The sequence below is a fragment of the Clostridium sp. Marseille-P3244 genome, from assembly GCF_900120155.1.
In the GTDB taxonomy this organism is placed as follows: domain Bacteria; phylum Bacillota; class Clostridia; order Lachnospirales; family Lachnospiraceae; genus Mediterraneibacter.
This window is the reverse complement of sequence record NZ_LT635549.1, coordinates 536,570-560,769: the sequence shown is the minus strand read 5'-3', so window position 1 is coordinate 560,769 and position 24,200 is coordinate 536,570. Positions and strand designations below refer to the sequence as shown.

General features: G+C 44.1%; 26 protein-coding genes. 5 read left to right on the top strand and 21 right to left on the bottom strand.

Features of this window, described 5'->3' with window-relative positions:
* Positions 1–57: 57 nt before the first annotated feature.
* On the bottom strand, positions 58–840 hold the full coding sequence (locus tag BQ7367_RS04440; protein ID WP_072524379.1) for a DUF4367 domain-containing protein: 783 nt from the start codon (positions 838–840) through the stop codon (positions 58–60).
* 159 nt (positions 841–999) lie between these two features.
* On the opposite strand from BQ7367_RS04440, the gene BQ7367_RS04435 reads away from it, so the two are divergent.
* Entirely contained in the window at positions 1,000–2,082 is a 1,083-nt protein-coding gene (locus tag BQ7367_RS04435) for an undecaprenyldiphospho-muramoylpentapeptide beta-N-acetylglucosaminyltransferase (protein ID WP_072524378.1), read from the top strand.
* 71 nt (positions 2,083–2,153) lie between these two features.
* Here the strand turns inward: BQ7367_RS04435 and BQ7367_RS04430 are convergent, their stop codons facing one another.
* Positions 2,154–2,702: an RNA polymerase sigma factor gene (locus BQ7367_RS04430; protein WP_072524377.1), complete on the bottom strand. Its 549-nt coding sequence runs from the start codon at positions 2,700–2,702 to the stop codon at positions 2,154–2,156.
* A gap of 12 nt (positions 2,703–2,714) precedes the next feature.
* Positions 2,715–3,122, bottom strand: coding sequence for an HIT family protein (locus tag BQ7367_RS04425; protein ID WP_072524376.1), 408 nt, complete (start codon positions 3,120–3,122; stop codon positions 2,715–2,717).
* A 285-nt stretch (positions 3,123–3,407) separates the two neighbouring features.
* Here BQ7367_RS04425 and BQ7367_RS04420 point away from each other — a divergent pair, with 285 nt between their 5' ends.
* Complete coding sequence (locus tag BQ7367_RS04420; protein ID WP_072524375.1) at positions 3,408–4,139, top strand: two-component system sensor histidine kinase NtrB; 732 nt, start codon at positions 3,408–3,410, stop codon at positions 4,137–4,139.
* On the opposite strand, the gene BQ7367_RS04415 is transcribed toward BQ7367_RS04420, so the two are convergent.
* The 18 genes from BQ7367_RS04415 to dnaA all read right to left on the bottom strand — a co-directional run bounded on the left by BQ7367_RS04415 (position 4,123) and on the right by dnaA (position 23,012).
* Complete coding sequence (locus BQ7367_RS04415; protein ID WP_072524374.1) at positions 4,123–4,731, bottom strand: rhomboid family intramembrane serine protease; 609 nt, start codon at positions 4,729–4,731, stop codon at positions 4,123–4,125. The two genes, BQ7367_RS04420 and BQ7367_RS04415, sit on opposite strands and share 17 nt — an antisense overlap.
* Before the next feature lie 170 nt (positions 4,732–4,901).
* Complete coding sequence (locus tag BQ7367_RS04410; RefSeq protein ID WP_072526065.1) at positions 4,902–5,714, bottom strand: DUF6382 domain-containing protein; 813 nt, start codon at positions 5,712–5,714, stop codon at positions 4,902–4,904.
* A gap of 19 nt (positions 5,715–5,733) precedes the next feature.
* Positions 5,734–6,165, bottom strand: a complete 432-nt coding sequence (locus BQ7367_RS04405; protein ID WP_235837545.1) for a TadE family protein — start codon at positions 6,163–6,165, stop codon at positions 5,734–5,736.
* Positions 6,152–6,625 carry a prepilin peptidase gene (locus tag BQ7367_RS04400; protein ID WP_083588871.1) on the bottom strand — a complete coding sequence of 158 codons (474 nt, stop codon included), beginning with the start codon at positions 6,623–6,625 and terminating at the stop codon, positions 6,152–6,154. The genes BQ7367_RS04405 and BQ7367_RS04400 overlap by 14 nt, the downstream gene beginning before the upstream one ends.
* Complete coding sequence (locus tag BQ7367_RS04395; protein ID WP_235837544.1) at positions 6,613–7,407, bottom strand: pilus assembly protein; 795 nt, start codon at positions 7,405–7,407, stop codon at positions 6,613–6,615. Before BQ7367_RS04395 ends, BQ7367_RS04400 begins: the two co-directional genes overlap by 13 nt.
* A 155-nt stretch (positions 7,408–7,562) precedes the next feature.
* On the bottom strand, positions 7,563–8,978 hold the full coding sequence (locus tag BQ7367_RS04390; RefSeq protein WP_200786703.1) for a DUF5702 domain-containing protein: 1,416 nt from the start codon (positions 8,976–8,978) through the stop codon (positions 7,563–7,565).
* 2 nt (positions 8,979–8,980) lie between these two features.
* Positions 8,981–9,202, bottom strand: coding sequence for a Flp1 family type IVb pilin (locus BQ7367_RS04385; protein WP_083588870.1), 222 nt, complete (start codon positions 9,200–9,202; stop codon positions 8,981–8,983).
* A gap of 33 nt (positions 9,203–9,235) precedes the next feature.
* Positions 9,236–10,486, bottom strand: coding sequence for a type II secretion system F family protein (locus BQ7367_RS04380; RefSeq protein ID WP_072524371.1), 1,251 nt, complete (start codon positions 10,484–10,486; stop codon positions 9,236–9,238).
* Between the two features lie 50 nt (positions 10,487–10,536).
* On the bottom strand, positions 10,537–11,292 hold the full coding sequence (locus BQ7367_RS04375; RefSeq protein ID WP_235837543.1) for a type II secretion system F family protein: 756 nt from the start codon (positions 11,290–11,292) through the stop codon (positions 10,537–10,539).
* Positions 11,240–12,406, bottom strand: coding sequence for a TadA family conjugal transfer-associated ATPase (locus BQ7367_RS04370; RefSeq protein ID WP_442855393.1), 1,167 nt, complete (start codon positions 12,404–12,406; stop codon positions 11,240–11,242). Before BQ7367_RS04370 ends, BQ7367_RS04375 begins: the two co-directional genes overlap by 53 nt.
* A 22-nt stretch (positions 12,407–12,428) precedes the next feature.
* Positions 12,429–13,529, bottom strand: a complete 1,101-nt coding sequence (locus BQ7367_RS04365) for a P-loop NTPase family protein (protein ID WP_200786701.1) — start codon at positions 13,527–13,529, stop codon at positions 12,429–12,431.
* Between the two features lie 207 nt (positions 13,530–13,736).
* Positions 13,737–13,985: a pro-sigmaK processing inhibitor BofA family protein gene (locus BQ7367_RS04360; protein ID WP_442855348.1), complete on the bottom strand. Its 249-nt coding sequence runs from the start codon at positions 13,983–13,985 to the stop codon at positions 13,737–13,739.
* A gap of 210 nt (positions 13,986–14,195) precedes the next feature.
* Positions 14,196–16,703 carry a DNA gyrase subunit A gene (gene gyrA / locus BQ7367_RS04355; protein ID WP_072524368.1) on the bottom strand — a complete coding sequence of 836 codons (2,508 nt, stop codon included), beginning with the start codon at positions 16,701–16,703 and terminating at the stop codon, positions 14,196–14,198.
* Positions 16,704–16,855: 152 nt separating this feature from the next.
* The gene (gene gyrB / locus BQ7367_RS04350) at positions 16,856–18,793 is read right to left on the bottom strand and encodes a DNA topoisomerase (ATP-hydrolyzing) subunit B (RefSeq protein WP_072524367.1); all 1,938 of its coding nucleotides are present in this window, start codon (positions 18,791–18,793) and stop codon (positions 16,856–16,858) included.
* Between the two features lie 11 nt (positions 18,794–18,804).
* Positions 18,805–19,908, bottom strand: coding sequence for a DNA replication/repair protein RecF (gene recF / locus BQ7367_RS04345; protein WP_072524366.1), 1,104 nt, complete (start codon positions 19,906–19,908; stop codon positions 18,805–18,807).
* 58 nt (positions 19,909–19,966) lie between these two features.
* Positions 19,967–20,179, bottom strand: coding sequence for an RNA-binding S4 domain-containing protein (locus tag BQ7367_RS04340; protein ID WP_072524365.1), 213 nt, complete (start codon positions 20,177–20,179; stop codon positions 19,967–19,969).
* A 32-nt stretch (positions 20,180–20,211) separates the two neighbouring features.
* Positions 20,212–21,321 carry a DNA polymerase III subunit beta gene (dnaN, locus tag BQ7367_RS04335; RefSeq protein WP_072524364.1) on the bottom strand — a complete coding sequence of 370 codons (1,110 nt, stop codon included), beginning with the start codon at positions 21,319–21,321 and terminating at the stop codon, positions 20,212–20,214.
* A gap of 320 nt (positions 21,322–21,641) precedes the next feature.
* The gene (gene dnaA / locus BQ7367_RS04330) at positions 21,642–23,012 is read right to left on the bottom strand and encodes a chromosomal replication initiator protein DnaA (RefSeq protein ID WP_072524363.1); all 1,371 of its coding nucleotides are present in this window, start codon (positions 23,010–23,012) and stop codon (positions 21,642–21,644) included.
* Between the two features lie 395 nt (positions 23,013–23,407).
* Between dnaA and rpmH the strand changes: the two genes are divergently transcribed.
* The 3 genes from rpmH to yidD all read left to right on the top strand — a co-directional run bounded on the left by rpmH (position 23,408) and on the right by yidD (position 24,194).
* Entirely contained in the window at positions 23,408–23,542 is a 135-nt protein-coding gene (gene rpmH, locus BQ7367_RS04325; RefSeq protein WP_004847680.1) for a 50S ribosomal protein L34, read from the top strand.
* A gap of 89 nt (positions 23,543–23,631) precedes the next feature.
* A complete protein-coding gene (gene rnpA, locus BQ7367_RS04320) occupies positions 23,632–23,967 on the top strand; it encodes a ribonuclease P protein component (RefSeq protein WP_072524362.1) in 336 nt (111 codons plus the stop codon).
* A gap of 14 nt (positions 23,968–23,981) precedes the next feature.
* On the top strand, positions 23,982–24,194 hold the full coding sequence (gene yidD / locus BQ7367_RS04315; RefSeq protein ID WP_072524361.1) for a membrane protein insertion efficiency factor YidD: 213 nt from the start codon (positions 23,982–23,984) through the stop codon (positions 24,192–24,194).
* Positions 24,195–24,200: the final 6 nt, after the last annotated feature.

Genomic DNA, 24,200 nt, shown 5'->3' with positions numbered 1-24,200 from the left:
TATTTCCATGCTTCTATATAAATAAACAATCAAAGATCAAAAAACTTACGCATATTTTCATAAAAAAGCTAAATTTTTTAAAATTTTGTCAAATTCTTCCTTCTCAATCTGACCTTTAAGTTCATATTGTGCGTCCATATATTCAAATTCTGCTACATACCTCTTTTCGCTAATCCCTTTAACTTTATATTCTTTAACATCAATTTTGATATCACTGTAAGCATCTATTGTGTATTCATCTGCAACTTCGTCTAATTCTGTTTGTCCAAGAGAAGAGTCCGTATCATTCATGTACATTGTATATTTTAAAGTTTTTCCCGCATATTGATATAACATGGTAGCATATCTCTGTTCCGAATCTAACTCATACTCTGTTAAATACATTCCCTCCGGCATATATCCGAATCTGACAGCAACGATCCCCAACTCTTCCTGAATTTTTTTGTACGCATATACCTCATCAATATCTTCTGTATTCCGCGACTCCATCTCTTCAACATCAATATGTGATAAGTTCTCCTCCCCGGTCATCCTCTCCCACAGCACTTTCCAGTATGACTTGCTTCCTGTGCCTGTCATCACGCTTCCGAACACAAGAATGAGCACCGCTGCCAGTGCGAGTACAATATAGCGTTTTTTCTTTCTCCGGCGCACGGTCCTTTTTTCAGTCTTCTTGCGCCTGTCATATTCATATTCCTGGATTTTATTAAAAAGAGAAGCCTCCATCTCTTCAGTCACTTTAATATCATCGAGGTCCTTCCTGCTCTCGATTTCTTTTTCCATCTGTCTGGTTTCTCTGTCAATTTCTTCTTTCAGCGACAATTTTTTCAGTTTTTTCATTTCTCTGCACCTTTTTCTGTCCTATATTTTTCCTTGACATTTCACCAAATAAGGTTAAGATGAAATTAACTTCAGCCATGCACAGCTGTACTGTCCGACAGTATACGGATCATTACGTGCATGAAAGTTTGTCTATTCTATCTCCGGAGGTTAAGTTTTATGAAACGTATTATCCTGACCGGCGGCGGCACCGCCGGACATGTCACTCCCAACATCGCTCTGATCCCCGGACTCAGGGAGCTGGGTTATGACATACAGTATATTGGCTCTTACAATGGAATTGAAAAAGAGCTCATAGAACCGTTTGGTATCCCTTATCACGGGATTTCCTCGGGTAAACTGCGCCGTTACTTCAGCGTGAAAAACTTTACGGATCCCTTCCGGGTTGTCAAGGGCTTCAGCGAAGCCCGCAAACTGATCAAAGACCTGAAGCCCGATGTGATCTTCTCAAAGGGTGGTTTTGTCTCTGTTCCTGTCGTCCTTGCCGGAAAGAAATGCAAAGTCCCTGTCATTATCCATGAATCAGACATGACTCCGGGGCTTGCCAATAAGATCGCGATCCCCTCCGCAGTAAAAGTATGCTGTAATTTCCCTGAGACGCTGGACTGTCTGCCCAAGGGAAAGGCCATACTCACGGGTTCTCCGATCCGACAGGAACTCCTCTCGGGAAACAAGATCGCCGCAATGGATCTATGCGGGTTTACCGCGGATAAACCAGTCATCCTTGTGATCGGCGGAAGTCTGGGATCTGTTATTGTAAACAATGCGGTACGGCAGGGTCTTCCGAAACTCCTGGAAGATTTTCAGATCATTCATCTCTGTGGAAAAGGCAAGACAGATGAATCTTTAAAGGATACAAAAGGCTACTGCCAGTTTGAATATGTCAAAGACGAGCTCCGGGATATTTTTGCCCTCTCGGATATTGTGATCTCCCGCGCGGGAGCAAACGCGATCTGTGAGCTTCTGGCACTGCGCAAGCCGAACCTCCTGATCCCGCTCTCGGCCAACGCCAGCCGTGGAGATCAGATCCTCAATGCCCGTTCTTTTGAACGCCAGGGATTCAGCATGGTCCTGGAAGAAGAAAATCTCACGGAAGATTCTCTTGTCCGGGCTGTCCACGATCTTTACGATAATCGTGGGACATTTATCGATTCCATGCGTGATTCCAAACAGCAGGATTCTATCAACACGATCCTGTCTCTGATCGAGGATGCCTCGTCAGGTGACATTACAGGCAAATAATCCTTTCTCACGGTAAACAGTGTAGCTTAGCACGTTTGGCAGGTGCCTTTTAAGGCGCCTGCTTTTTCGTATCATTTTATAACCTTCATCTCTTCGTATTCAGCACCGTAAGTCTTCTTTATCCATCTTCTTGCTCTGTGCAGCATACTGTGAAGAACACTCACGTGTATTCCCATAATTTCCGCTGCTTTTGCCTGTGGGATCTCCATATAGTAGACGAGCAAAATAGCCTCGTGCCATCTTGGATTTTTCTCCGAAAGTCCGGCAAATATCTTTTCATGAAGTATCCTTCTTTCTGCTTCGAGTTCATGATCCAGATAGTCTTCTTCCGCGCTTTCACGGGATGGTTCTTCGGAACGTAAGATGTCGTCTTCCACAGGCAGTTCCCTGCCGTATTTCTTTCTGAAATTTATGGCGCTGTTCCTGGCTGATTTACTGAGCCAGCCGCCAACCCTTTCCGTATTTAAACTGTCAAAGTTTTCATACAATTTCAGAAATATTTCCTGAGATATATCGTCTGCCGCATCGTAATTGTTTCCTGAATTCGTATAGGCTACTTTCAGGACGAGATTCTTATACTTTTTATAAATCTCGTTAAATTCACGATTACATGTTTCCATAATATCTCCGGTTTATTTTATTTTTTCGAGGATCTCTTTTTTATCTTCTTCTGTGAGTTCACCCATATGCCATCCAAGTCCCACATGATCTCCCTCATAGCGGGGAATCAGATGCATGTGGAAATGAAACACCGTCTGGCCGGCACACGCCTCATTGTTCTGTACAAGATTATATCCGTCGCACCCGAGCACATCTGTCATTTTCTTGACCATTTTCTTGGCAAGGACAATGGCCTTGGCAGCTGTGTCTTCGTCAATATCATACAGATTCCGGAAATGTTCTTTCGGGATGATCAGCGCATGGCCCTTTGACGCCGGTCCGAGATCCAGGATCACCCGGAAATCGTCATCCTCATAAAGCGTTGCCGAAGGGATTTCTCCCGAGGCGATCTTACAGAAAATACAGTCTTTTTCTCTCATTTTTCATTCCTCTTTTCCACAAATTATTTCTGATTGTAGTATAGACCATTTTATGGAAAAAGAGAAGTTTTTTATCTGCCGGAAAATCCCCTGTTTTCTGCCATTTCCCCAAATGTTTTGTCGAAACCTGTCGCATTGATTCTATTGAAGCCTGTCCCCGGGCATGCTAGACTAAATAAGAACAGGTCTGCCGCCCTTTTTCCTGACATGCGGGCGGACAGCAGATCAATCACGTACTGTGCGCTTTTACCGGTATGAGGACATATAATAAGGAGGATCCACCACATGTTCACCAATATAGATATCAATAAAATGAACCGGCTGATGGAAGAGAATAAGGACGCGAAGCAGATCATCTCTCAGCTGCTTGAAAACCATCATGTCGCTGTCTCCATGATCGCTCATGAAATACGCAATCCCCTGACTCTTGTCTCTTCATCGCTCCAGATCATGGAGGCTCAGCACCCGGAAGTAAAAGAATTCCATAACTGGAAACAGACGATGGAGGATGTACAGTTTATGTGCAGCCTTCTGAATGAGCTTTCTTCTTTTAATAAAAGCGGCACACTCCATCATTCTGTATTTTCCATTGAGCAGCTCCTGAAGAACATCGCGGTATCTTTTGCGATTTCTCTTGACGCCGCTGATTCTGATATTGAGTTTACGTCCAGAATTGCTCCCGGTATGGGAGATTTCACCGGAGATAAGATCAAACTTGAGGAAGTAATGCTGAACCTGCTGCAGAATGCAAGAGACGCCGTCAGCTCTCAGGGAAAGATCACTCTGGAAGCGGACAGATTCCATGACTGTGTGGTGATCCGCTGTACGGACAATGGATGCGGGATCCCGGAAGATCTCCTGGGCACGATCTTTGATCCATTTGTAACTTATAAGGAAAACGGCACCGGTCTTGGGCTGTCTTCCTCCAGGCGGATCGTAGAGGCTCATGGCGGGACCATCCGGGCAGAATCTACATCTGAAAAGGGAACGGTATTTACCGTCACACTGCCGATCTGAACCGCGAATCAGTTTTTCCGCGATACAGTGCTGCCGCCAGGATAAAACCAGTGACAAGACCTCCGATGTGGGCCAGATTGTCAACACCGCTGCTGGTCAGTCCGAAATAGAGGCTCAGAGCCGCCATAAAAAGCAGGCCCCTGGCAGAAAGTCTGCCCAGTCTTCCTCTGTTGGCGATCACAACATAGATCAGTCCGCCCATAAGCCCGAATATTGCTCCGGACGCTCCTGCGGAGACAACATAGTTTCCCGTGGCAGCGTTATGATACATAGACACAATATTGCCCATGATTCCGCTCAGAAGATAGATAAGGAGAAAACGTACTTTCCCGATCTCCAGCTCCAGATTCCATCCCAGAGCACCCAGCAATACCATATTATTGAGAAGATGGGATATCCCAAAATGCAGAAACATGCTGGTAAAGATCCGGTAATATTCATGTTCCTGTGCGATCAGCGGTTCATACATGGCTCCCCAGCGGATCATGAATACCGCATCTTCTGTACTTCCCAGTATAGTAAGAATAAGAAATACCGCTATATTTATAATGATCAGAGCAACTGTACATATGGCTTCCGTTTTCTGTTTCACTTGGAACCTCCATTTTCTGTAAAGACTTCCGTATCAGATAGTCTTTTTATTATAAAGGCTCCGGCTGTTCCTGGCAAGTATATGGGCTTCCATTTTCAATCCCATTTTCAATATCCGCTTCTATTTTCAATGTCTGACAGTTACTCTGTTATAATCGGCAGGCACCTGATTTACTTATCTAAATGAAAATAGGATCCTGCCTGAAGATCTCTTTCTGTGATCAGATCGTTCCACTCTCCCCACCGTCCGGTCTTAATCCTTTGCGCGGCCTTTCTGACAGGTCGGCTGCGGGATTCCTTCGCCTTTTCTTCCTCCTCATCTACCGTGAATATTGCCGATTCGGAAAGATCTGTAAATTCTTCGGCTATCCGGGGCTTTTCCGCTCCTTCTTTCCTTCTGGCTCTTTGTTTGTTTTTCGGGGGCGGCTTCAGACTGTCCGCCTCCTTTCTGCATGCCTCTATGATCTTTTTCAGTTCATAATTTTCACTCATGGTCTCTCTGTGCAGCCTGCATACAATAAAAACCCCTTCCGCGTTTTCGTAATCAATATTTTTAACAAAATATTCTGTTATCTGATGAAACTGAGCGCAGAGTGATTTTTCTCTGTTTTCTCGTTTCACGGGAAGATAGCAGAATTTAAAATTTTCTCCTTCCAGGAAGATCAGTTCCGGCATGATCAGAAGGCCGTCCGGATCCAGCAGATGCCTCCTTAAATTCTCAACAGTTTCTATGAGCTGATCCACAAATCTCTCGATCTCTGTCCCTGACATCCTGCGGCCGGCATACTTTTTTTCCATACTCATACCACCCACAGAACGGAACGTATACCGGCTTTCTCCGTCCCTTCCGTTTCCCCTGACAGGCAGAAGCCCCTTCATATCGTTATGACCCAGCATACGCGTCTGATAATCTTCTTCATAGGGAATCGGAAGATCAATGTAGATCACAGTATGTTCCCATTCATATTCATATGTCACTTTCACCGCGGTCACCCCTTCCTGCTTATCCCATCTGTCTGATCCGGGCCTCTGGCTTTACAATAAGTGCTTTCTGGCATATGTCGAGTTCCATGAACCCTTTCCCTGCGGATGCCGATACCCGGATCTCCCTCTCTCCTTCCTGAATCGACAAATCGGTATCTGTCATAAAAATCAGTTTTCCCCGGACCCTCTCCCGGAAAAATTTCTCCAGATCATACTCTGCCCCCGGTTTCCGGGCAGCCTGAGCTCCAAGTACGGCTGTCTCTGAAGCTGCTCCGTTTAAGACTGCCTTATCATGGTAATAAAATACCGTCTGTATAAGAAGAACAAAAAGGCCCAGGAACAGGGGGATGATATAGGACATTTCAATGACAGAACTTCCCTTTACGCAAAATCTTTCATTCCTTCTGCCCTGTGCGGTCTCTTTTTCAAATCGTGTTCTAATAAATCCCAATAATCATTCCTCCTATATATCCTGCCGCCAGGAATGGAACAAACGGAAATACTGCTTTCCTGCTGAAATGACGGACCGTCAGAAGAAACATGGAAAACATTGCGGCCATGAAAAATGCCGCCATCAGGACGGACAGAAGATTCCAGAATCCGATCAGGCATCCTGTTACCGTGATCAGGATGCTGTCCCCATAACCGAACGCCTCTTTTGTTACCCTGCTGATGATCAGGAACACAAGACCGGTTCCTCCTCCTGCCGCCAGGAGGACTGGCGGGGTGTCCCTTTCACAGAGGCAGCCCGCTGCCGCAATCAGAAATCCCGACAAGAGAAACAGAAGATCCAGTTTTTTCTTTTTCAGATCCATAACGGACAGTATGATCATATAAATCCCAAATATTCCCTGACACAGAATCCATCGGTTCTGTATGAACAGTTCTCCGATTTGTTTTAATCTGTGCATCTCGAACACCCCCTCAATCCTTTAACCTCCGACCTTTCCACTGCGTATATGGTTCTCTTCAGACCGCTGCAATTTAATGAATTGTGATATTTTGTGCCAGTCCCTGTAATGTATACACCTGCCATAGCCGTACCGAATACACATTTCTCACAGGCATGATATTTCCCGCCGCCTTCATTGCGCATATCTGCCAGTTGAGTGGATGAGACAAATCGGATGGACAGCTCCAGATAAGAGCAGTGGATATCCTCATGAAAGACAGCTTCATGATCAGTTATATATACAATCTCCGAGTCTGTTCCATCGTCATTTCCACCCTTATATCCGTTCCATCCGTGAAGCCGGAATGTTTCTCTCTGATCTGCAGACGGATTCCCGAAGATTCCCAGAGGAAGCTGTATCTTATAATCCACCGTTATTTCCATCTCCCCCGTCGCCGGAGACATCCAGGATTTCCAGCAGCTGATTCCCGAGGCGCCTCCTTCGATTATACTCCTGCCAATCCTCTCTTCTCCGATCAGCGAAACGATATCTGACTTTAACTTCACTGTATTGAGTACCGGCATAAAAGCTGTCTGTTCCGACGCGCTTTTGGCCGCATGCTGTGCCGCGGTAAGAATGCTGATGCGGATACTCTGCATTTCTATGAGCCAGATCAGGCAGACCGCCGCAAACAGGAAAAAAGGAATGGCTACAGATGCTTCTATCGTTACGCTGCCGGATCTTGTACTTTTTCTTCCCCCGTCGATTATCCCCGGTGCAGATGCCCTTTCTGATTTCATTAGGGATGTCTCTTTATTCATTTGTATCATCGCAGCCGATTTTCCTTTCATTTTTTTATAAGTTTGTTTACTGGTTAAGGTGTAGTTCCGCATGAGGGAATGCGGATCGAAGAAAGAAAGGGCATCTGCACCGGGGATAACATCTAACAGCGAACTCATCCGTAGCCAAACCAGACAGGAAATGTATACGTAATGCCTCCCAGTATTTCTGCAGTATTCTGTATCTCTGTCCTGGTAATACACTGGTCGGCCCTGAAATACTTCAATCCATGTTCCGAAGCCAGATTTTCCTCGATCCGGTCCAGCGTCCGCATCGTCACCTCATCCGGATCTTTCAGGAACAGAAACGCTCTCAGATATTCCTGATAAGAAATCCCGTCTTCCACGTCTGTCCCGGCGATATCCTCTGATCCGCTGCCAAAAATAAGAAGGGAAGATAAGGGAAGCTGCCAGTTCCGGGCATTTTTGATCAGCGGCGCTTTTTCCCCCGATAAAAGAGTCCGTATATCGACGATACTTTCTCCTGCTGCCCATGCCAGAAGAATAAGTTGTTCTGCCGCCTCCCACATTTCGGGTATTAACAGCAGGGCTGTGATTGTCAGAGCAAGGGCTGACGCCTCGGCCTTCTTCCCGGAATCTCCGAGGAGATATCCGTAGTTCAGCGCCATCCGAACAAGAAAGATCTTTCCCAGCACAGACTCCAGGTTCTCTTTATCCGATGACTTTCCTTCAATGATATATTCCACTTCATAGGCCAGACTCCTGCCGGCGAAATCTTCAGAAGTACTTCCTTCAGGGAGTCCCGCCGCGCTGGAAAAATGTCTGAGAACATATTCATCGTAGAGAAGCCGATCTTCCACTCCCGTGCTCTGCCGCATGGGAAAGCTCCCTCTTCCGGTCCTCAGCTGTCTGTGGGAAGCCTGCTCTTCCGGACGGATCTGAAGACCTGAAAGCTCCATGTCTTTCGGCATCACAAGAGACAGCAGTCCGGATTTCCGGATTTGTTCTACAAACCCGAAAGGATTTCCATCCTGTCCATCATCCGCAGGAACAGCCGATCCTTCCGTTTCTTTTGCTTCTGACGCTGCTTTGATTTCTTCATATCCATGGAGGATAGTTTCTTCCGCTTCCTCCATCTTCTGGCCCTGAATGCTTTCCTCCTCCCACTTTCCGGTAAGTCCCGTAAAATCTCGGATCAGGCCGATCCCATACTGATCTTCCATATATTCCAGCACCTGTTCACGAAATGCCTGTCCCCTGTTATCTGTCAGATACTGTATGGCCGTGATCTCGTGACCGATCCCGCTGCTTCCGTAATAATGCATTCTCGACGTCAGCCTTTCTTCACTGAAATCACCGGTCCCATAACTGCCTTCTATAGAAAAAATATGATAATCTTCCAGAAGGTTTCTCTGATATTCCCCGAAAACGGAGAATACAGCACGGTCCACTGCCAGGCGGCTCAGATTGCCGGCTGTATGTATCACCGTTATTTCCAGCATCCCCAGCACGAAGGAAACAAGGAGCACAAATACAAGACTTAAAAAAGCAGTGATCTCAGCCTTTTTCATGATCAGATCCCCGCGCTCTCCGAAGTGATCTTGTCAAAGATCGTATTGATCAGGTCAATGAGCTGGCTCTTAAATATGAGCAGGAGCGCAATGATAATGACAAGAATAAGGACAAGTTCAATGACCGTGATCCCCGAAACTTCTCTGTGTCCTCCCGGAAATTTTTTCTTCCCGGCTCCTGCCTTTAGGGTTTTTTGTCTGATCCATATTTTTACTGTTTTCATAAATCTCCTCCTTCTACTAATTTTCTTACTGCGTCAGATCCGGATGGAAAAAAACGCGGGGACGATCACTGTGGCAAACACAATTGCCAGCATCAGGAACATGGGGATCATCAGTCTGGTCCCTGCTTCTTCTCCCAGTTTTTTTGCCAGGTTGATCCGGTCCTCAAATGCTTCCTCCGCCTCCCGCCCCAGGAGTTCCGTAAGCCCCTTTGATCCCTTTCTTACATTCTGGGACAACATTGCGCCAAATTTCCTGTAAGGGGGAACTCCACAGCGGATCCCAAAATTTTCATAAGATTCTCCCTCAGGACGGCCGTCCCGGATCTGGCGCATGGTGTAAATCATCTCTTCATATGCACGTCTTTTTTCTTTGCCCTTCCTTTTTTCATAATCTTCTGCTATGAGAAACCATGCTCTGCGGATCGTCATTCCCGCCCGGATATAGAGATTAAATTTATTGATAATGCCGGGATAATCTATCTTCATCTGCCGAACCTCTTTTTTCTCCTGCTCTTTCTTTTTCTGAGCCGCCGATACGACCAGCATACAGGACGCCCCTGCTCCGGCTGCCAGGATCGCGAATGCCCTGTTTTCCGTCCCATACTTCCAGACTACTTTTTTCCCGTTGACTGTTTCGGGCAGAATCAGATACTCTTTAGTCTTGGTATCTTCATCCGATTCTCTGATACTTTCATCCAGCGCTTTCATCAGTTCTTCTTCCCCGCTCAAAAGAGGCGGAAATACTCTGACCCAGAGTTCATGAACAGCCTGCTCGGCTCCGTACCGCATAACCGCGGTCAGTTTTACTTCTGTTCCGCCTCCGTCCAGATCCTCCTGATTTAAATGTCCCTGTATATCTACAACATCATAATTGTCCGTCTCCCATGACACCGAAATTCCTGTATCCGGGATTTCGGTGATCAGATCCAGATCCTTTCTCACCTCATCCAGACTTGTATTTTCTCCCAGTATCAGCTTATCCAGACTGTCCGCGGAGCTTTGGAATACCTGTTTTAATTCCCGGCTGTCATATTGCCGGCCGGATACCGGGATCTTCACATTCTTTTCTCTCCCGTCTATAGACACTGTCATCTCCTGGGTCCGATCCTGTCCTGTCCCGTCTCTTGAAAGGATTTCCTGTCCCTGCTCATTAGTTTCAATATTCCTGCTGTTGTCCCGCAGATACACGGAGACAAAGCATATCACAGTTATTACTGACAGGATTCCCGCCTTGACCCATACCGGGTCCGATTTGATCCGCTGTCTGATTGTTTTTCGTTCCATAATCTCCAATCTCTTTCTTTTTACATTTCTTCGACACCGGGATTTTCTTTTTAAACTTCTATCGCCGTGATCTTTCTTCCCAGTTGATAAGCGGCCAGATATACAGCCAGACAGACACTCATCACCACTGTCCCCGCCGTACTGTCATACAGCACAGAAAGAAATTCACCAAAGGTCAGCTTCATGTACAGGATGATCACAAAAGGAACCGCGCACATGATCTCAAATTCCAGTTTTTTGGATGCCAGCAGCGTTTGGATTTCTTTCTCTGTATCAATCTTCCCGCTTATGATCCTGACTGCGTTTCTTATAATGGCAATACTGTCCCCTCCACTTTTCTTTGCCGACGCAAATACGCGGACAAAATTTTCCACATCTTCCAGACCGGTTCGTTCTGCAAAGTCTTCCAGAACACTGCCTGCCGCCATTTTCAGATCGAGCTGATGAGACATCCTTTCATATTCTCTGCGTATCCTGGTCCCCTTTCCATAGAGCGCGCTCAGATCCTTGCCTGCTTCACGGATCGCATGCTCCACAGAGCAACCTGCTTTCAGTGCTGTTGACATGGCCTGGATACTGTCCCGGAACTGTATCCGGAACTCCTGCTCCTTTTTTCTTGAAAGATCTTTCAGCCATTCTCTGAAATACAAAAACCAGATTGGAAACAAAACTGCTCCCGGCAGAAGAGACTCATAAAATATATAAAGCATCAGAAGAAAGATTCCCGTCGTCTTTGCAATTCCCACAACAATCTCAGATTTCCTGATATCCTGCAGCCATAAGTTTCCCCCTGTTCTCAATCTCACCCACCTTCATAAGGCGTCCTTTGATCTTTTCATCTTTTCTTCCCTCCTCTCTGAATTCATATAATGTCCGGGTTTGGATCCCGGAGGGATCCCAGCCTGTCACCTCTTCGATCTGAAGTACCCGCCTGCTCCTGTCCCGAAGTCTTCCCAGATGGATGATAATGTCCAGAGCCGACGCGATCTGTCTCTGGATAGCCTGAAGCGGCAGATCGATCCCCATCATCATCATGGTCTCCAGCCGGCGGAGCATATCACCCGGATTGTTGGCATGTCCGGTGGACATGGATCCGCTGTGGCCGTTTAACATGGCAGATGATATCATATCCACTGTCTCCTCCCCTCTGACTTCTCCTACTATGATCCTGTCCGGCCGCATCCTGAGAGCTGCTCTGATCAGATCGCGTATTGTCACAGCTCCTTCCCCCTCGGGATTGGGATTTCTTGCCTCCAGCCGTACGAGGTTCTCAAGACCCTGTATCTGAAGTTCCGCGTTGTCCTCGATCGTGATGATCCGTTCATCTTTTGGGATAAAATCGGACATGGCGTTTAAAAATGTAGTCTTTCCGGCCCCTGTGCCTCCACTTATAAAAATATTGTATCTGGAACGCACCAGCTTTTTTATCATCTCTGCCGCCTCATCTGTAAGGCTTTCTATGGACACCAGATGTCCCATTGTAATGGCTTCTGACGGAAACTTCCTTATTGTCAGAACAGGGCCGTTCACTGCCACAGGCTTTAAGACTACGTTGACCCGTGATCCGTCCGGAAGGCGGGCATCCACCACAGGTGATGCCTCATTGACATACCGGTCGGCTTCTCCTGCTATCTGCTGGATCACGTCAAAAAGTCTGTCTTCTGAAGGAAATCTCCGTTCGGACCGGAAAAGTCTGCCTTCCTTTTCATAAAAAATATTTTCCGTCCCGTTTACCATGATCTCTGTGACTGCGTTATCCTCGATCAGATCCTGCAGGATATCCAGTCTTCGAAAAGCATTGAACAGTTCCCGGCCAAGACGGATCTTCTCGCTCAAAGAAAAAAATTCTTTTCTCCGGGCTTCCTCCAGCACTTCCCGGATAATTTCCTGAAGTTCTTCCTCCCCGGTCTCCCTCGCCATATCCAGACGTTCCAGAACCTGTTCATACAATCGTTCGGTCTTTTTCACTATCCAGCTCCGCCTTTCTTCTATGGTCCGCACTGTCCATTCTTCTGCGCACTGTCCGCCGCAGGACATCGCTGTATCCGGCATCTTTCAGATTCTGTTCATATTGTTCCAGTTTTGCCACAGAAATCCTGTCCGTAATGTAAGGTGTATATACCCTTTCGCATTTTCGAAGGATTTCATACAGACCGTCAACACAGTCTCCAAGATCAAGGATAACTGTTTCATAGATACATTTTTCCAGGATCATATCTATCAGACGGATCCATTCCTCCTTCTTTATTTCTCTTAAATCCGGTTCATTTCCCATGGGCATAATATAGTCCAGCCCTTTGAACTGTCCGGCCATGGTACTGATCCTGAGACCATGATCTTTCAGATCCTGCTTCGCACAATACAGAAGATCTCCCAGATCCCGGGATGGTCCGTCCGGAAAATAATGTCCACGTCCTGAATATCCTTCCAGATTGAGGTAGAGTACGGGCAGATGTTGTGCCGCTTTTTCTCCCAGTCGGATCGCAAACCTGGTCTTACCGATCCTGTGCACAGGGGAATAGACTCCGATTAATCCCCGCAGTCCGGGATCCCCGCGGATCCGTGGTTTCTTTTCCCCCTCACGCCGGACCTGGGATACCTTTTCCGATCCTTTCTTGTTCCTCCCGGCAGTTTTCAAAAGATCCGTAGGATCGAAATCTGTCCACCCAAGTCCTTTCCGAATGTCCAGAAGGATCTGATCTGCAGACTGATACCGGAAAATCGGATAGCAGATAATTCCCGTTACACTCTCACTGTCAATCCCGTCCTTTTCTTTTCTCTTTGGTCTCCCGGTCAAGATAAACAGATTCCCTTTTACCTGTTCCAACAAAGACTTGCAGATACATTCCTCCCCGATCAGCAGGACTTCCGCCTCTGATGCACTGAGAAACTCTGACATCCTGTCCGTGTTGTGAAAAAGATGGAACTGATATTGCCCCGCAAAATACTCTGTCAGGATCTCAAAAAGATGATCCGCGTATTCTTCCTGTATATCACAGACAACGAAATTCCCTGATATACTTTTATTTTTCTTTTCTGACATGATCTGAATTTTGCCGCGAAACTCTGCAGCGTGAATAAAGATTATGACCGCCGGAATATCCTCCCTCATCCGGCTTTATGACACACCGCGCTGTCCCTCTAAAAAGCGGTGTCTGGCAGTTGAGTTCTGCCGTGTAAGACGCATTATAAACGGCGGATTTTATTTTGTCCAGAGCAAAATTTAAATCCGCCGATTTTTGTAAAAATATCACAAAATCTGATAGCAAACAATCCCATAAAGCAGTCCGACCCCTGGAATTCCAAGGCTTCCGGATGTCAAAAAGGACACAGCGTTCAGTCCCACATTAATTGAAGAATCAGGCGGGATCACATACTGATTGATAAAAAAAATCAGTGCCATCCCTACCGCCGCTCGTATAAAAAAATTGACCACTGCAGCCGCAGCCTTTTTTCCCAAATTTACCGCTCCCTTTATCCCGGGGTTATAATCTATCATATTCTGAAAAGATATCTTTTATTCCTTTACACAGAACAAGAATTATCCACATACTTTGTATTGTCCATTCTGAGATATCCATATGAATTTCCTGATTTTTCACAGCCTTTTCATCATCCTGATCTGTTTATCCAACAACATTATAAAATATAATAAAAGAGTATGCTTTAATTTTAAGAATCAAAACATACCCTTTTTAATCGAGATTTATTATAATCCTACTTCATCTTCTTTTGCTTCTTCACTGATCTCAACCTGTTCTCCGTCGATCTCTGCGGAAGCCTTTCTTACTTTTGCCACGCTGGCTACTGTGTCTGTTTCCGGAAGGTTGATCAGTTTTACTCCGGAAGTGATCCTGCCATACTGTGAGATATCCGAGCACTTCATACGGATGATGATCCCTTCTGTGTTGATGATCATAATCTCACTGTCTTCATCCACAGCTTTCATTCCGACTACATTTCCGGTCTTTTCTGTGATCTTATAGCATTTCACACCCTTGCCGCCGCGGTTCTGCCTTGTAAATTCATCCATATTGGTGCGTTTGCCCATTCCTTTTTCAGATACGATAAGCATGTCTTTTCCCTGACTGCTCATCTGCATTCCGATCACTTCGTCATTATCACCTAAATTCATTCCCCGGACACCCATGGAAACTCTTCCGGTAGACCTCACATCTGTCTCTCTGAACCGGATACACTGTCCATATCTGGTAACGAGAAGGATATCTTGTTCGTCGTCTGTCACCTTTACCTCGATCAGAAGATCATCCTCTCTGAGCACAATAGCTGCAAGTCCTGTCTTTCTTACATTCATGTACTCCCGGATCGGCGTCTTCTTTACCAGGCCTCTGCGGGTTGCCATAAACAGATACTTTCCGTCTTCATATTCTTTGATCGGTATGGTAGCTGTTATCTTTTCCTCCGGCATGAGCTGAAGCAGGTTGATAATAGCTGTTCCTCTGGCAGTCCTGCCCGCTTCTGGAATTTCATACGCTTTCAGTCTGTACACACGCCCTTTATTTGTAAAGAACATAATGTAATGATGGCTGGTCGTAATAAACAGTTCTCTGATGAAGTCGTCTTCCAGAGTCTGCATTCCTTTGATCCCCTTGCCGCCGCGGTTCTGGCTCTTAAAGGTATCCATGCTCATCCTCTTGATATAGCCCATATTTGTGACTGTTATGACTACATTTTCTCGCGGGATCAGGTCTTCCATTGAGATGTCAAATTCATCATATCCGATATGGGTCCGTCTCTCATCTCCATACTTTTCTGAAATCGCGAGAATTTCTTTTTTGATCACTCCCAGAAGAAGCTTCCGGTCCCCAAGAATCGCTCTGTACTCTTCGATCTTCTTCATGAGTTCGGCATATTCAGCCTCGATCTTCTCTCTCTCCAGACCGGTGAGAGCCCTGAGACGCATATCCACAATAGCCTGTGCCTGCGCGTCCGAGAGTTCAAATCTTTCCATCAATTCTGACTTGGCAATCTGAACATTTCTGGAACCCCGGATAATCTTGATTACTTCATCGATATTATCAAGCGCGATTAAAAGTCCCTGCAGGATATGCGCTCTTTCTTCCGCCTTATTCAGGTCATACTTCGTCCTTCTTGTGACGACTTCTTCCTGATGCTGAAGATAATAATTCAGCATCTCCAGAATATTCATGACTTTCGGCTGATTGTTTACAAGAGCCAGCATGATTACACCGAATGTATCCTGAAGCTGTGTATGCTTATAAAGCTGATTTAAAATGACGTTTGGATTTACATCACGGCGCAGCTCAATACAGATCCTCATTCCTTCTCTGTTTGACTGATCGCTAAGATCCGTGATTCCGTCAATCTTTTTGTCTCTTACAAGTTCTGCTATTTTCTCGATCAGTCTTGCTTTATTTACCATGAACGGAAGCTCTGTTACGATGATCCTGTTCTTTCCGTTCTGCATAGGCTCGATATTTGTGACTGCCCTGACCCTGATCTTGCCGCGTCCTGTTCTATAAGCTTCTTCGATTCCTCTTGTTCCAAGGATCTCAGCTCCTGTCGGAAAATCAGGTCCTTTAATGATCTGCAGAATTTCTTCGATGGCAGTCTCTTCTTTATCCTCAATTTGATCATCGATGATTTTCACAACCGCGCCGATCACTTCTTTTAAATTATGAGGCGGAATATTGGTCGCCATGCCAACAGCTATTCCGGAAGTTCCGTTTACAAGCAGGTTAGGAAATCTGGAAGGCAGAACGGTCGGCTCTTTTTCTGTCTCATCAAAGTTTGGAGCAAAATCAACCGTATCTTTATTGATATCCGCAGTCATTTCCATGGAAATTTTGCTAAGACGAGCTTCTGTATAACGCATAGCCGCTGCGCCGTCCCCGTCTACGGAACCAAAGTTCCCATGTCCGTCTACAAGTGGGTACCTGGTGGACCATTCCTGAGCCAGATTGACTAAAGCTCCATAAATAGAACTGTCACCGTGAGGATGATATTTACCCATTGTATCACCGACGATACGCGCACACTTTCTGTGGGGCTTATCCGGTCCGTTATTCAGCTCGATCATAGAGTAAAGGATTCTCCGCTGGACAGGTTTGAGGCCGTCCCTTACATCAGGAAGAGCTCTCGCCGCGATCACGCTCATGGCATAATCAATATAGGAAGTCTCCATTGTCTTTTTTAAGTCGACCTCATGAACTTTATCAAAAATATTATCTTCCATGCTTTATCTCCTTTTGTTTTTGCTCCGCTCCGTCCCAGTTCTAAAACCTTCGGTTTCTCACCGGTTCCGGCTTCTTCCGCTCCCTTAAAAGCAGAAATTCGAGTAAACTCGATTTCTGCCTTACGGGAGCATCGGCCCGTCGCTGTTAAGTGCTATATATCCAGATTTTTTACAAATTTTGCGTTTTCTTCGATAAATTCACGTCTTGGTTCGACTTTGTCTCCCATCAGAGTAGTAAAAGTGAGATCAAGCTCAGATGATGTTTCTTCATCCATAGTGACTTTGAGCAGGATCCGGTGTTCTGGATCCATGGTTGTCTCCCAGAGCTGTTCCGCATCCATTTCTCCCAGACCTTTATATCTCTGTATCTTATTATTACTGTCTCTTCCCACTTCCAGAAGAATCTCGTTCAACTCTTCATCGCTGTATGCGTACCATACTTTTTTATTTTTTTCCAGTTTATACAACGGTGGCTGAGCCATATAAACATATCCTTCTTTTATCAGATCAGGCATAAAACGATACAAAAATGTCAATAATAATGTACTGATATGAGCGCCGTCCACATCGGCGTCCGTCATGATGATAATCTTATGATATCTCAGTTTTGAAATATCAAAATCTTCATGGATCCCTGTGCCGAAGGCCGTGATCATTGCCTTGATCTCCGCGTTTCCGTATATTTTATCCAGCCGTGCTTTCTCTACATTTAAAATTTTTCCACGAAGCGGCAGGATCGCCTGTGTTGCTCTGTCTCTTGCAGTCTTTGCGGAACCGCCGGCAGAATCTCCCTCAACAATATAGATCTCACAGTTTTCCGGATTCTTATCTGAACAGTCCGCAAGCTTTCCGGGAAGAGATGTACTGTCAAGAGCTGATTTTCTCCTTGTGAGATCTCTTGCTTTTCTGGCCGCCTCCCTGGCTCTCTGAGCCATCACTGATTTTTCAATGGTGACTTTTCCTACAGCCGGATTCTGCTCCAGGAATATCTCCAGCTGTGAGCTTAAGATCGCGTTAACAGCGCCTCTTGCCTCACTGTTTCCAAGCTTTTGTTTTGTCTGTCCTTCAAACTGCGGATCCTCGATCTTTACACTGATGATCGCGGTAAGGCCTTCCCGGATATCCTCACCGGAAAGATTGGGCTCGCTGTCCTTCAGCAGTTTATTCTTTCTAGCATAGTCGTTAAATGTCTTTGTCAGAGCGCTCCGGAAACCTTCTACATGTGTTCCTCCTTCCGGAGTCGTAATATTGTTTACAAATCCATACGTATTATCACTGTAGGAATCATTGTGCTGCATGGCGATCTCGACAGCTACACCGTCTTTCATGCCTTCACAGTAAATAATCTGATCATAGAGCGGTGTCTTGCTCCGGTTCAGATATGTTACAAATTCCTTGATTCCGCCCTCATAATGAAATGTATGCTCCCGGACTTCGTCTCCCCTCAAGTCTCTTAAGACGATCCTGAGCCCTTTCGTAAGAAATGCCATTTCCCGGAACCGTTGTTTTAATGTATCATAATCAAAAACAATATCGTCAAAGATTTCTTTATCCGGGTAAAAAGTTACTTTTGTTCCTGTTTTATCCGGCTCACATTCTCCTGTTACTTTTAATTTATAAATAACTTTTCCCCGCTCATATCTCTGTTTGTAGACTTTTCCTTCATGACAGATCTCCACTTCAAGCCACTCGGAAAGCGCATTCACAACAGAAGCTCCCACACCGTGAAGACCTCCTGACACTTTGTATCCTCCACCGCCGAATTTTCCGCCTGCGTGAAGCACTGTAAAAACCACTTCCACTGCCGGAAGTCCGGCCTTATGGTTGATTCCCACAGGGATACCTCTTCCGTTGTCCTGCACGGTAACTGAATTATCTTTATTGATATCTACCTGGATCTCATTACAGTATCCGGCCAGAGCCTCGTCTACTGAATTGTCCACGATCTCGTATACCAGATGATGGAGTCCTCTGGATGAAGTACTTCCGATATACATACCCGGTCTTTTTCTTACTGCCTCCAGTCCCTCCAGTATCTGGATCTGGTCCGCTCCGTATTCAGCGTCAAATTCTGTACTTGATGCGCCCATTTAATAACCTCCTAATTCGCATTTGCCGCATGTCCGTTTTTGATATGAAATATCTTGTTGATAGAAAATCTGTGATCAACAAATTCATCCAGTCCGGTACATGTGATTATCGTCTGTATGTCATGGATACTGTCCAGTAAATAGTTTTGCCGGTGTTTGTCCAGTTCAGACAAAACATCGTCAAGAAGCAGGATCGGTGTATCTCCGATCACACTTTTTACAAGTTCGATCTCGGACAGTTTCAGCGAAAGGGCCGCAGTCCTCTGCTGTCCCTGAGATCCGAATCTTCTTATATCTATTTTTCTTTCTCCGGTCCTGTTTTCAACAGTAAAACAGATATCATCCCTGTGAGGCCCGGACGTCGTACTCTTCATCCGGATATCTCGTTCTCTGTTTTTTTTCAGAGCCTCTTCAAGAGTCATATTTCCTGTATTTTCTTCATATGATAAAAAGATATGTTCTTTTCCTCCGGTTAACTTAAAATGTATATCAGAAATTATTTTGTTTATTTCTTCTATAAATTTTTTTCTTCTTTCCCGTATTTTTTCTCCATATGACGCAAGCTGCATATCCCATATATCCAGAGTTTCAATAAGATTTTTCTGTCCGTATATGTCTTTTAGCAAGGAATTTCTCTGATTGATAACCCGATTGTAATTTGAAAGGTTGCTGAGATATATTTTGTCAAGCTGTGACAATTCCAGATCAATAAATCTTCTTCTGCCGGAAGGCCCTTCTTTTATGATGTTGAGATCTTCCGGAGAAAAAAACACAAAATAAACAATTCCAAACAATTCGCTTGCACGTCTCAAAGGAACTTTATCGATCGCGATTCCTTTCGGACTGTTCTTTTTCAGATGCATATCGATCTGAAAATCAACTCCCCTCTTTTCAACAACAGTCTCTATATGGGATTCTTCATATCCGAACTGTATGATGTCTCTGTCCTTTGTCCCTCTGTGTGATTTCGTTGTCCCTGACAGATAAAGTGCCTCAAGGATATTTGTCTTTCCCTGGGCATTATCTCCATACAGAATATTGGTGTCAGGATCAAATTTCATCTGCAGCAGATCATAATTTCTGTAATTTTTCAGTTTCAGAGATTTGATTACCATAACTTTCCCATCTAATCTATTTTACACTTTTTTTGCTTTTTTTTCAATCCAAAGAGAGTCATTCCATCTCTATCTCTCTGCCGCCGAAGGAGAGAATATCACCTTTATAGAGTTTTCTTCCTCTCCTGGTCTCGATCTCACCATTGACACATACTTCTCCACTCTGTATGATCTGCTTTGCCTCAGCTCCGGAATCCGCGATCCCGGATGCTTTTAAAACCTGTCCGAGCCGGATGAATCCTTCTTCGGCTCTTAACTGAAACATTTCCATCTATCTGCTCCTTATAAGTTCAAAACGATCGTTTACACCGCCGCGTTAAAATTCACAGGAAGGATCAGATAAACATAACTCTGAGCCTCATCCTTGATAAAGCACGGAGCTTTCGGATTCATGAAATAAAGATCAACTTCTTCATCATCGATAACCCTCAAAGCATCGATCAGAAACTTGGGATTAAATCCAATAAGCAGGTCTTTTCCTTCTTTCACACACATAATTTCCTCATCCATGGATCCGATCTGTGATTTGATCTTAAATTCCATAGATTCATCCCTGATATCAATAATAATAGGCTTTTTATCTCCTTCTTTGATAAGCAGAGTCGCGCGGTCAATACAGTCCAGAAGTTCTCTCTTGTTTATCCTTACTTTTGTTTCATAATCACTTGAGAGCATCTGATCGATCCTGAAATATTCTCCTTCTATGAGTCTTGATACAACCACGGTTCTGTCAAACTCAAAAACGATATGATTTTTTGTAAAAGATATATCTACGTCTGACTCCGCTTCTCCTCCGATGATCTTGCTGATCTCCTGAAGTGTTTTTCCAGGAACTATGACCTTTTTAGGCGCATAGGAATCCTTCAGTTCGATCTTTCTGATAGAGATCCTGTGTCCGTCCAGTGAAACTACTTTCAGAATATTGTCCTCAATCTCAAAAAGTTCTCCTGTCATCATCTTATTTGTATCACTGTCCGCGATAGAAAAGATTGTCTGACGGATCACTTCTTTCAAAGTAAATTCTGATACTGTGATAAAATCATCTTTCTCAACCGCGGGCAGATAGGAAAAATCATCTCCCGGCTGTGAAGCAATATTGAATTTTGCTTTTTCGCATGTTATGAGCGCCTGACTGTCTCCCTGAGTCTCAATGGTGATCTCACTGTCCGGAAGCTTTCTTACAATATCGGAAAAGATCCTGGCGTTTAACGCGACGATTCCTCTTTCAATGATCTCTCCGTTGATCGATGTCTCTATTCCCAGTTCCATATCATTCGCGGTCAGTTTGATCACGTCTGTAGAAGCGTCGATCAGAATACATTCAAGAATAGGCATTGTAGTTTTTGAAGGAACTGCCTTTGAGACAATACTTGCTCCTTTTGCGAGATTTGATTTCGTACATATGATTTTCATACGATTGACTCCTTTCTTGGTGTGTGGAAAATTCAGCCGGAAGTGCGGTATGTATATTGATATAAAGCAATTCCGTATTCTTAATATTAGGGGATGTGAATAAGTTAATAACTGCTTCAAACCCCGTTAAAATATAAGCTTTCGGGTACTGAAAAGTCTGTGTATTCTGTGATGTTTATATGAAGAAAATGTGGGTATAAGTCTTTGGTAAAAAATAGATTTTATTTTACGGAAACTTCTTCACATTTTATTTCACATCATTTCAACACATTTATCAACATCGTATTCAGATTCTTTTATTTATGAAAAGATTTACAGATCTATAATGGATTGATCTTCTTTTTTATAATATTGACGGTGTTGTTAAGCGCTTCATCTGTTTTCAGCTCATTTTCAATTTTTTTAACCCCATGATTTACAGACGCGTGATCTTTTCCCCCGAGAAATGCGCCTATGGCTTTCAAAGGAGTATCTGTCAGCATCCTGCACAGATACATCACAATCTGTCTGGGAAGAACAATCTCGGCATTTCTCTTTTTTCCTTTTAATTCTGCTACAGGAATATTGAAATGCTCTGATACGATATCAATGATAAGTTCCGGCGTAACCGGACGGTTGCTGTCAGGGGATATCATATCTTTCAGAGCTTCCGCGGCCAGAGGAATATCAATGGGACGATTTTCCAGATTGGACAGCGCCACCAGTTTATTAAGAGAACCTTCCAGTTCACGGATATTTGATTTAATATTATTGGCGATATATTCCATTACATCATCCGGAATATGGTATCGTTCCAGTCCGTCCAGTTCTTCTTTTTTCCTTAATATAGCCATTCTTGTCTCGTAATCCGGAGAAGAAATATCAGCGATGAGACCCCATTCAAAACGGGTTCTGAGCCTGGCCTCCAGAGTCTCGATATCTTTAGGAGGCTTGTCACTGGATATGATGATCTGTTTTCCGGATACGTGCAGCTGGTTAAATGTGTGGAAAAATTCTTCCTGTGTACTCTCTTTTCCTATAATGAACTGGATATCGTCAATCAAAAGAACATCATTGTTCCGGTATTTTTCACGGAACTTTGTCATGGCCAGCTCGCTTCCTGTCTTACCGGCTTTGAGAGCGTCGATCAGCTCATTTGTAAATGTCTCGCTTGTGACATATAAAACCTGCTTTGTAGGGTCGTTGCTAAGGATAAAGTGGGCGATGGAATGCATAAGATGAGTTTTCCCAAGTCCTACTCCTCCGTATATAAAAAGAGGATTGTAAACTTCACCCGGAGATTCCGCAACGGCAAGTGAGGCGGCATGAGCAAAATTGTTATTGCTGCCTACTACAAAAGTGTCAAATGTATATTTCGGATTTAAGTTGGCTTTTTCAAATACAGCGTTGGCACGGTTCTTCTTAGCAGTGTTTTCCTGTTTTTCCTGTATCACTGCCTGGCTGTCAGTTACAAAGGCAACTTCATATTCAATTCCGGTTACTTCCGCGATACAAACTCTGAAAGGAAGAAGATATTTTTCCTCAATATGTTCAAGACTTGCTCTTAATTTTACAAGGATATATACGGTATTGTCTTTGACTTCATATACGGTAAGAGGCGCAATCCAGGTATTATAAGAAATATTGGATGAGCAGTATTCAAGTTTCATTTTCTCTAATATCCGGTCCCAGTTTTGTTCTACAATGTTCATCGAAAGTAACTCCTGATCTTTTAAGAATAAAGAGAGGTTAAGGCAGACTCTCTCCACTACATTTTACATCAAAAGGAGGCCTTAATCAACGGAAAATAATGTGTATAACTTTGTTCACAGTTTCAGACTTTGAAATATAAAGTCTTATCTGGAAAAATAATTTTTATCTACATTTTATTTTTTACTTATGAACAGGTTATCCACAAAGTTTTTCTTTTTTATCAGGAGTGTGGATAAATATTTGCATATAAAACCCTTGATTTTACTTGACTTATACCGATTTTTTAACTATAATTAAGAGCAGTGTCTTTTCAGAAAAAGGATACTTAAAAAAATGTTAATTATTGTGATTGCTTTTTAATAAAGTATATCAGATAAAGGGAGGTGTATCGGGGATGAAGATGACATTTCAGCCAAAGAAAAGATCAAGATCTAAAGTTCATGGCTTCAGAGCAAGAATGAGCACACCGGGCGGAAGAAAAGTTTTAGCTGCCAGAAGAGCAAAAGGAAGAAAACAGTTATCAGCTTAGGCCGCAGATATGTGGCCTTTTCTTCTATTCAGCTTTATTTAAATCCCTGCCAAAAGCAGGGATAAAAAGAAATTAAGGAAGAGATTTTGATGAGATTTTCCGAATCTTTAAAGAAGACAAAAGATTTTCAGAACGTTTATAATAAAGGAAAATCCTTCGCCAACAGTTATCTGGTAATGTACGTACTGGATAACGGGCTTGACAAAAACAAAATAGGTATTTCGGTCAGTAAAAAAGTTGGAAACAGTGTTGTCAGACATCGTCTGACGCGGCTGATCAGAGAAAGTTACAGACTGTCAGAAGAACATTTCCAGAGTGGATATGATATAATAGTGATTGCGAGAAAAAGTGCAAAAGGAAAAAGTTATCGTGATATTGAGAGTGCACTTGTCCATCTGGGAAGACTTCATAAGATATATAAATAAAGGAAGTGGCGCGGATGAAACATATCCTGTTATGGATGATCCGTTTTTACAGAAAGTATTTATCCGGTATGAAAGGGTACAGTACGTGTAAATATTACCCTACCTGTTCCCAGTACGGAATTGAGGCGATTGAAAAATATGGAGCCTTAAAGGGAGGAATGCTTGCCCTGTGGAGGATCCTGCGCTGCAATCCATTTTCAAAAGGCGGATATGATCCGGTACCCTAAGGAGGA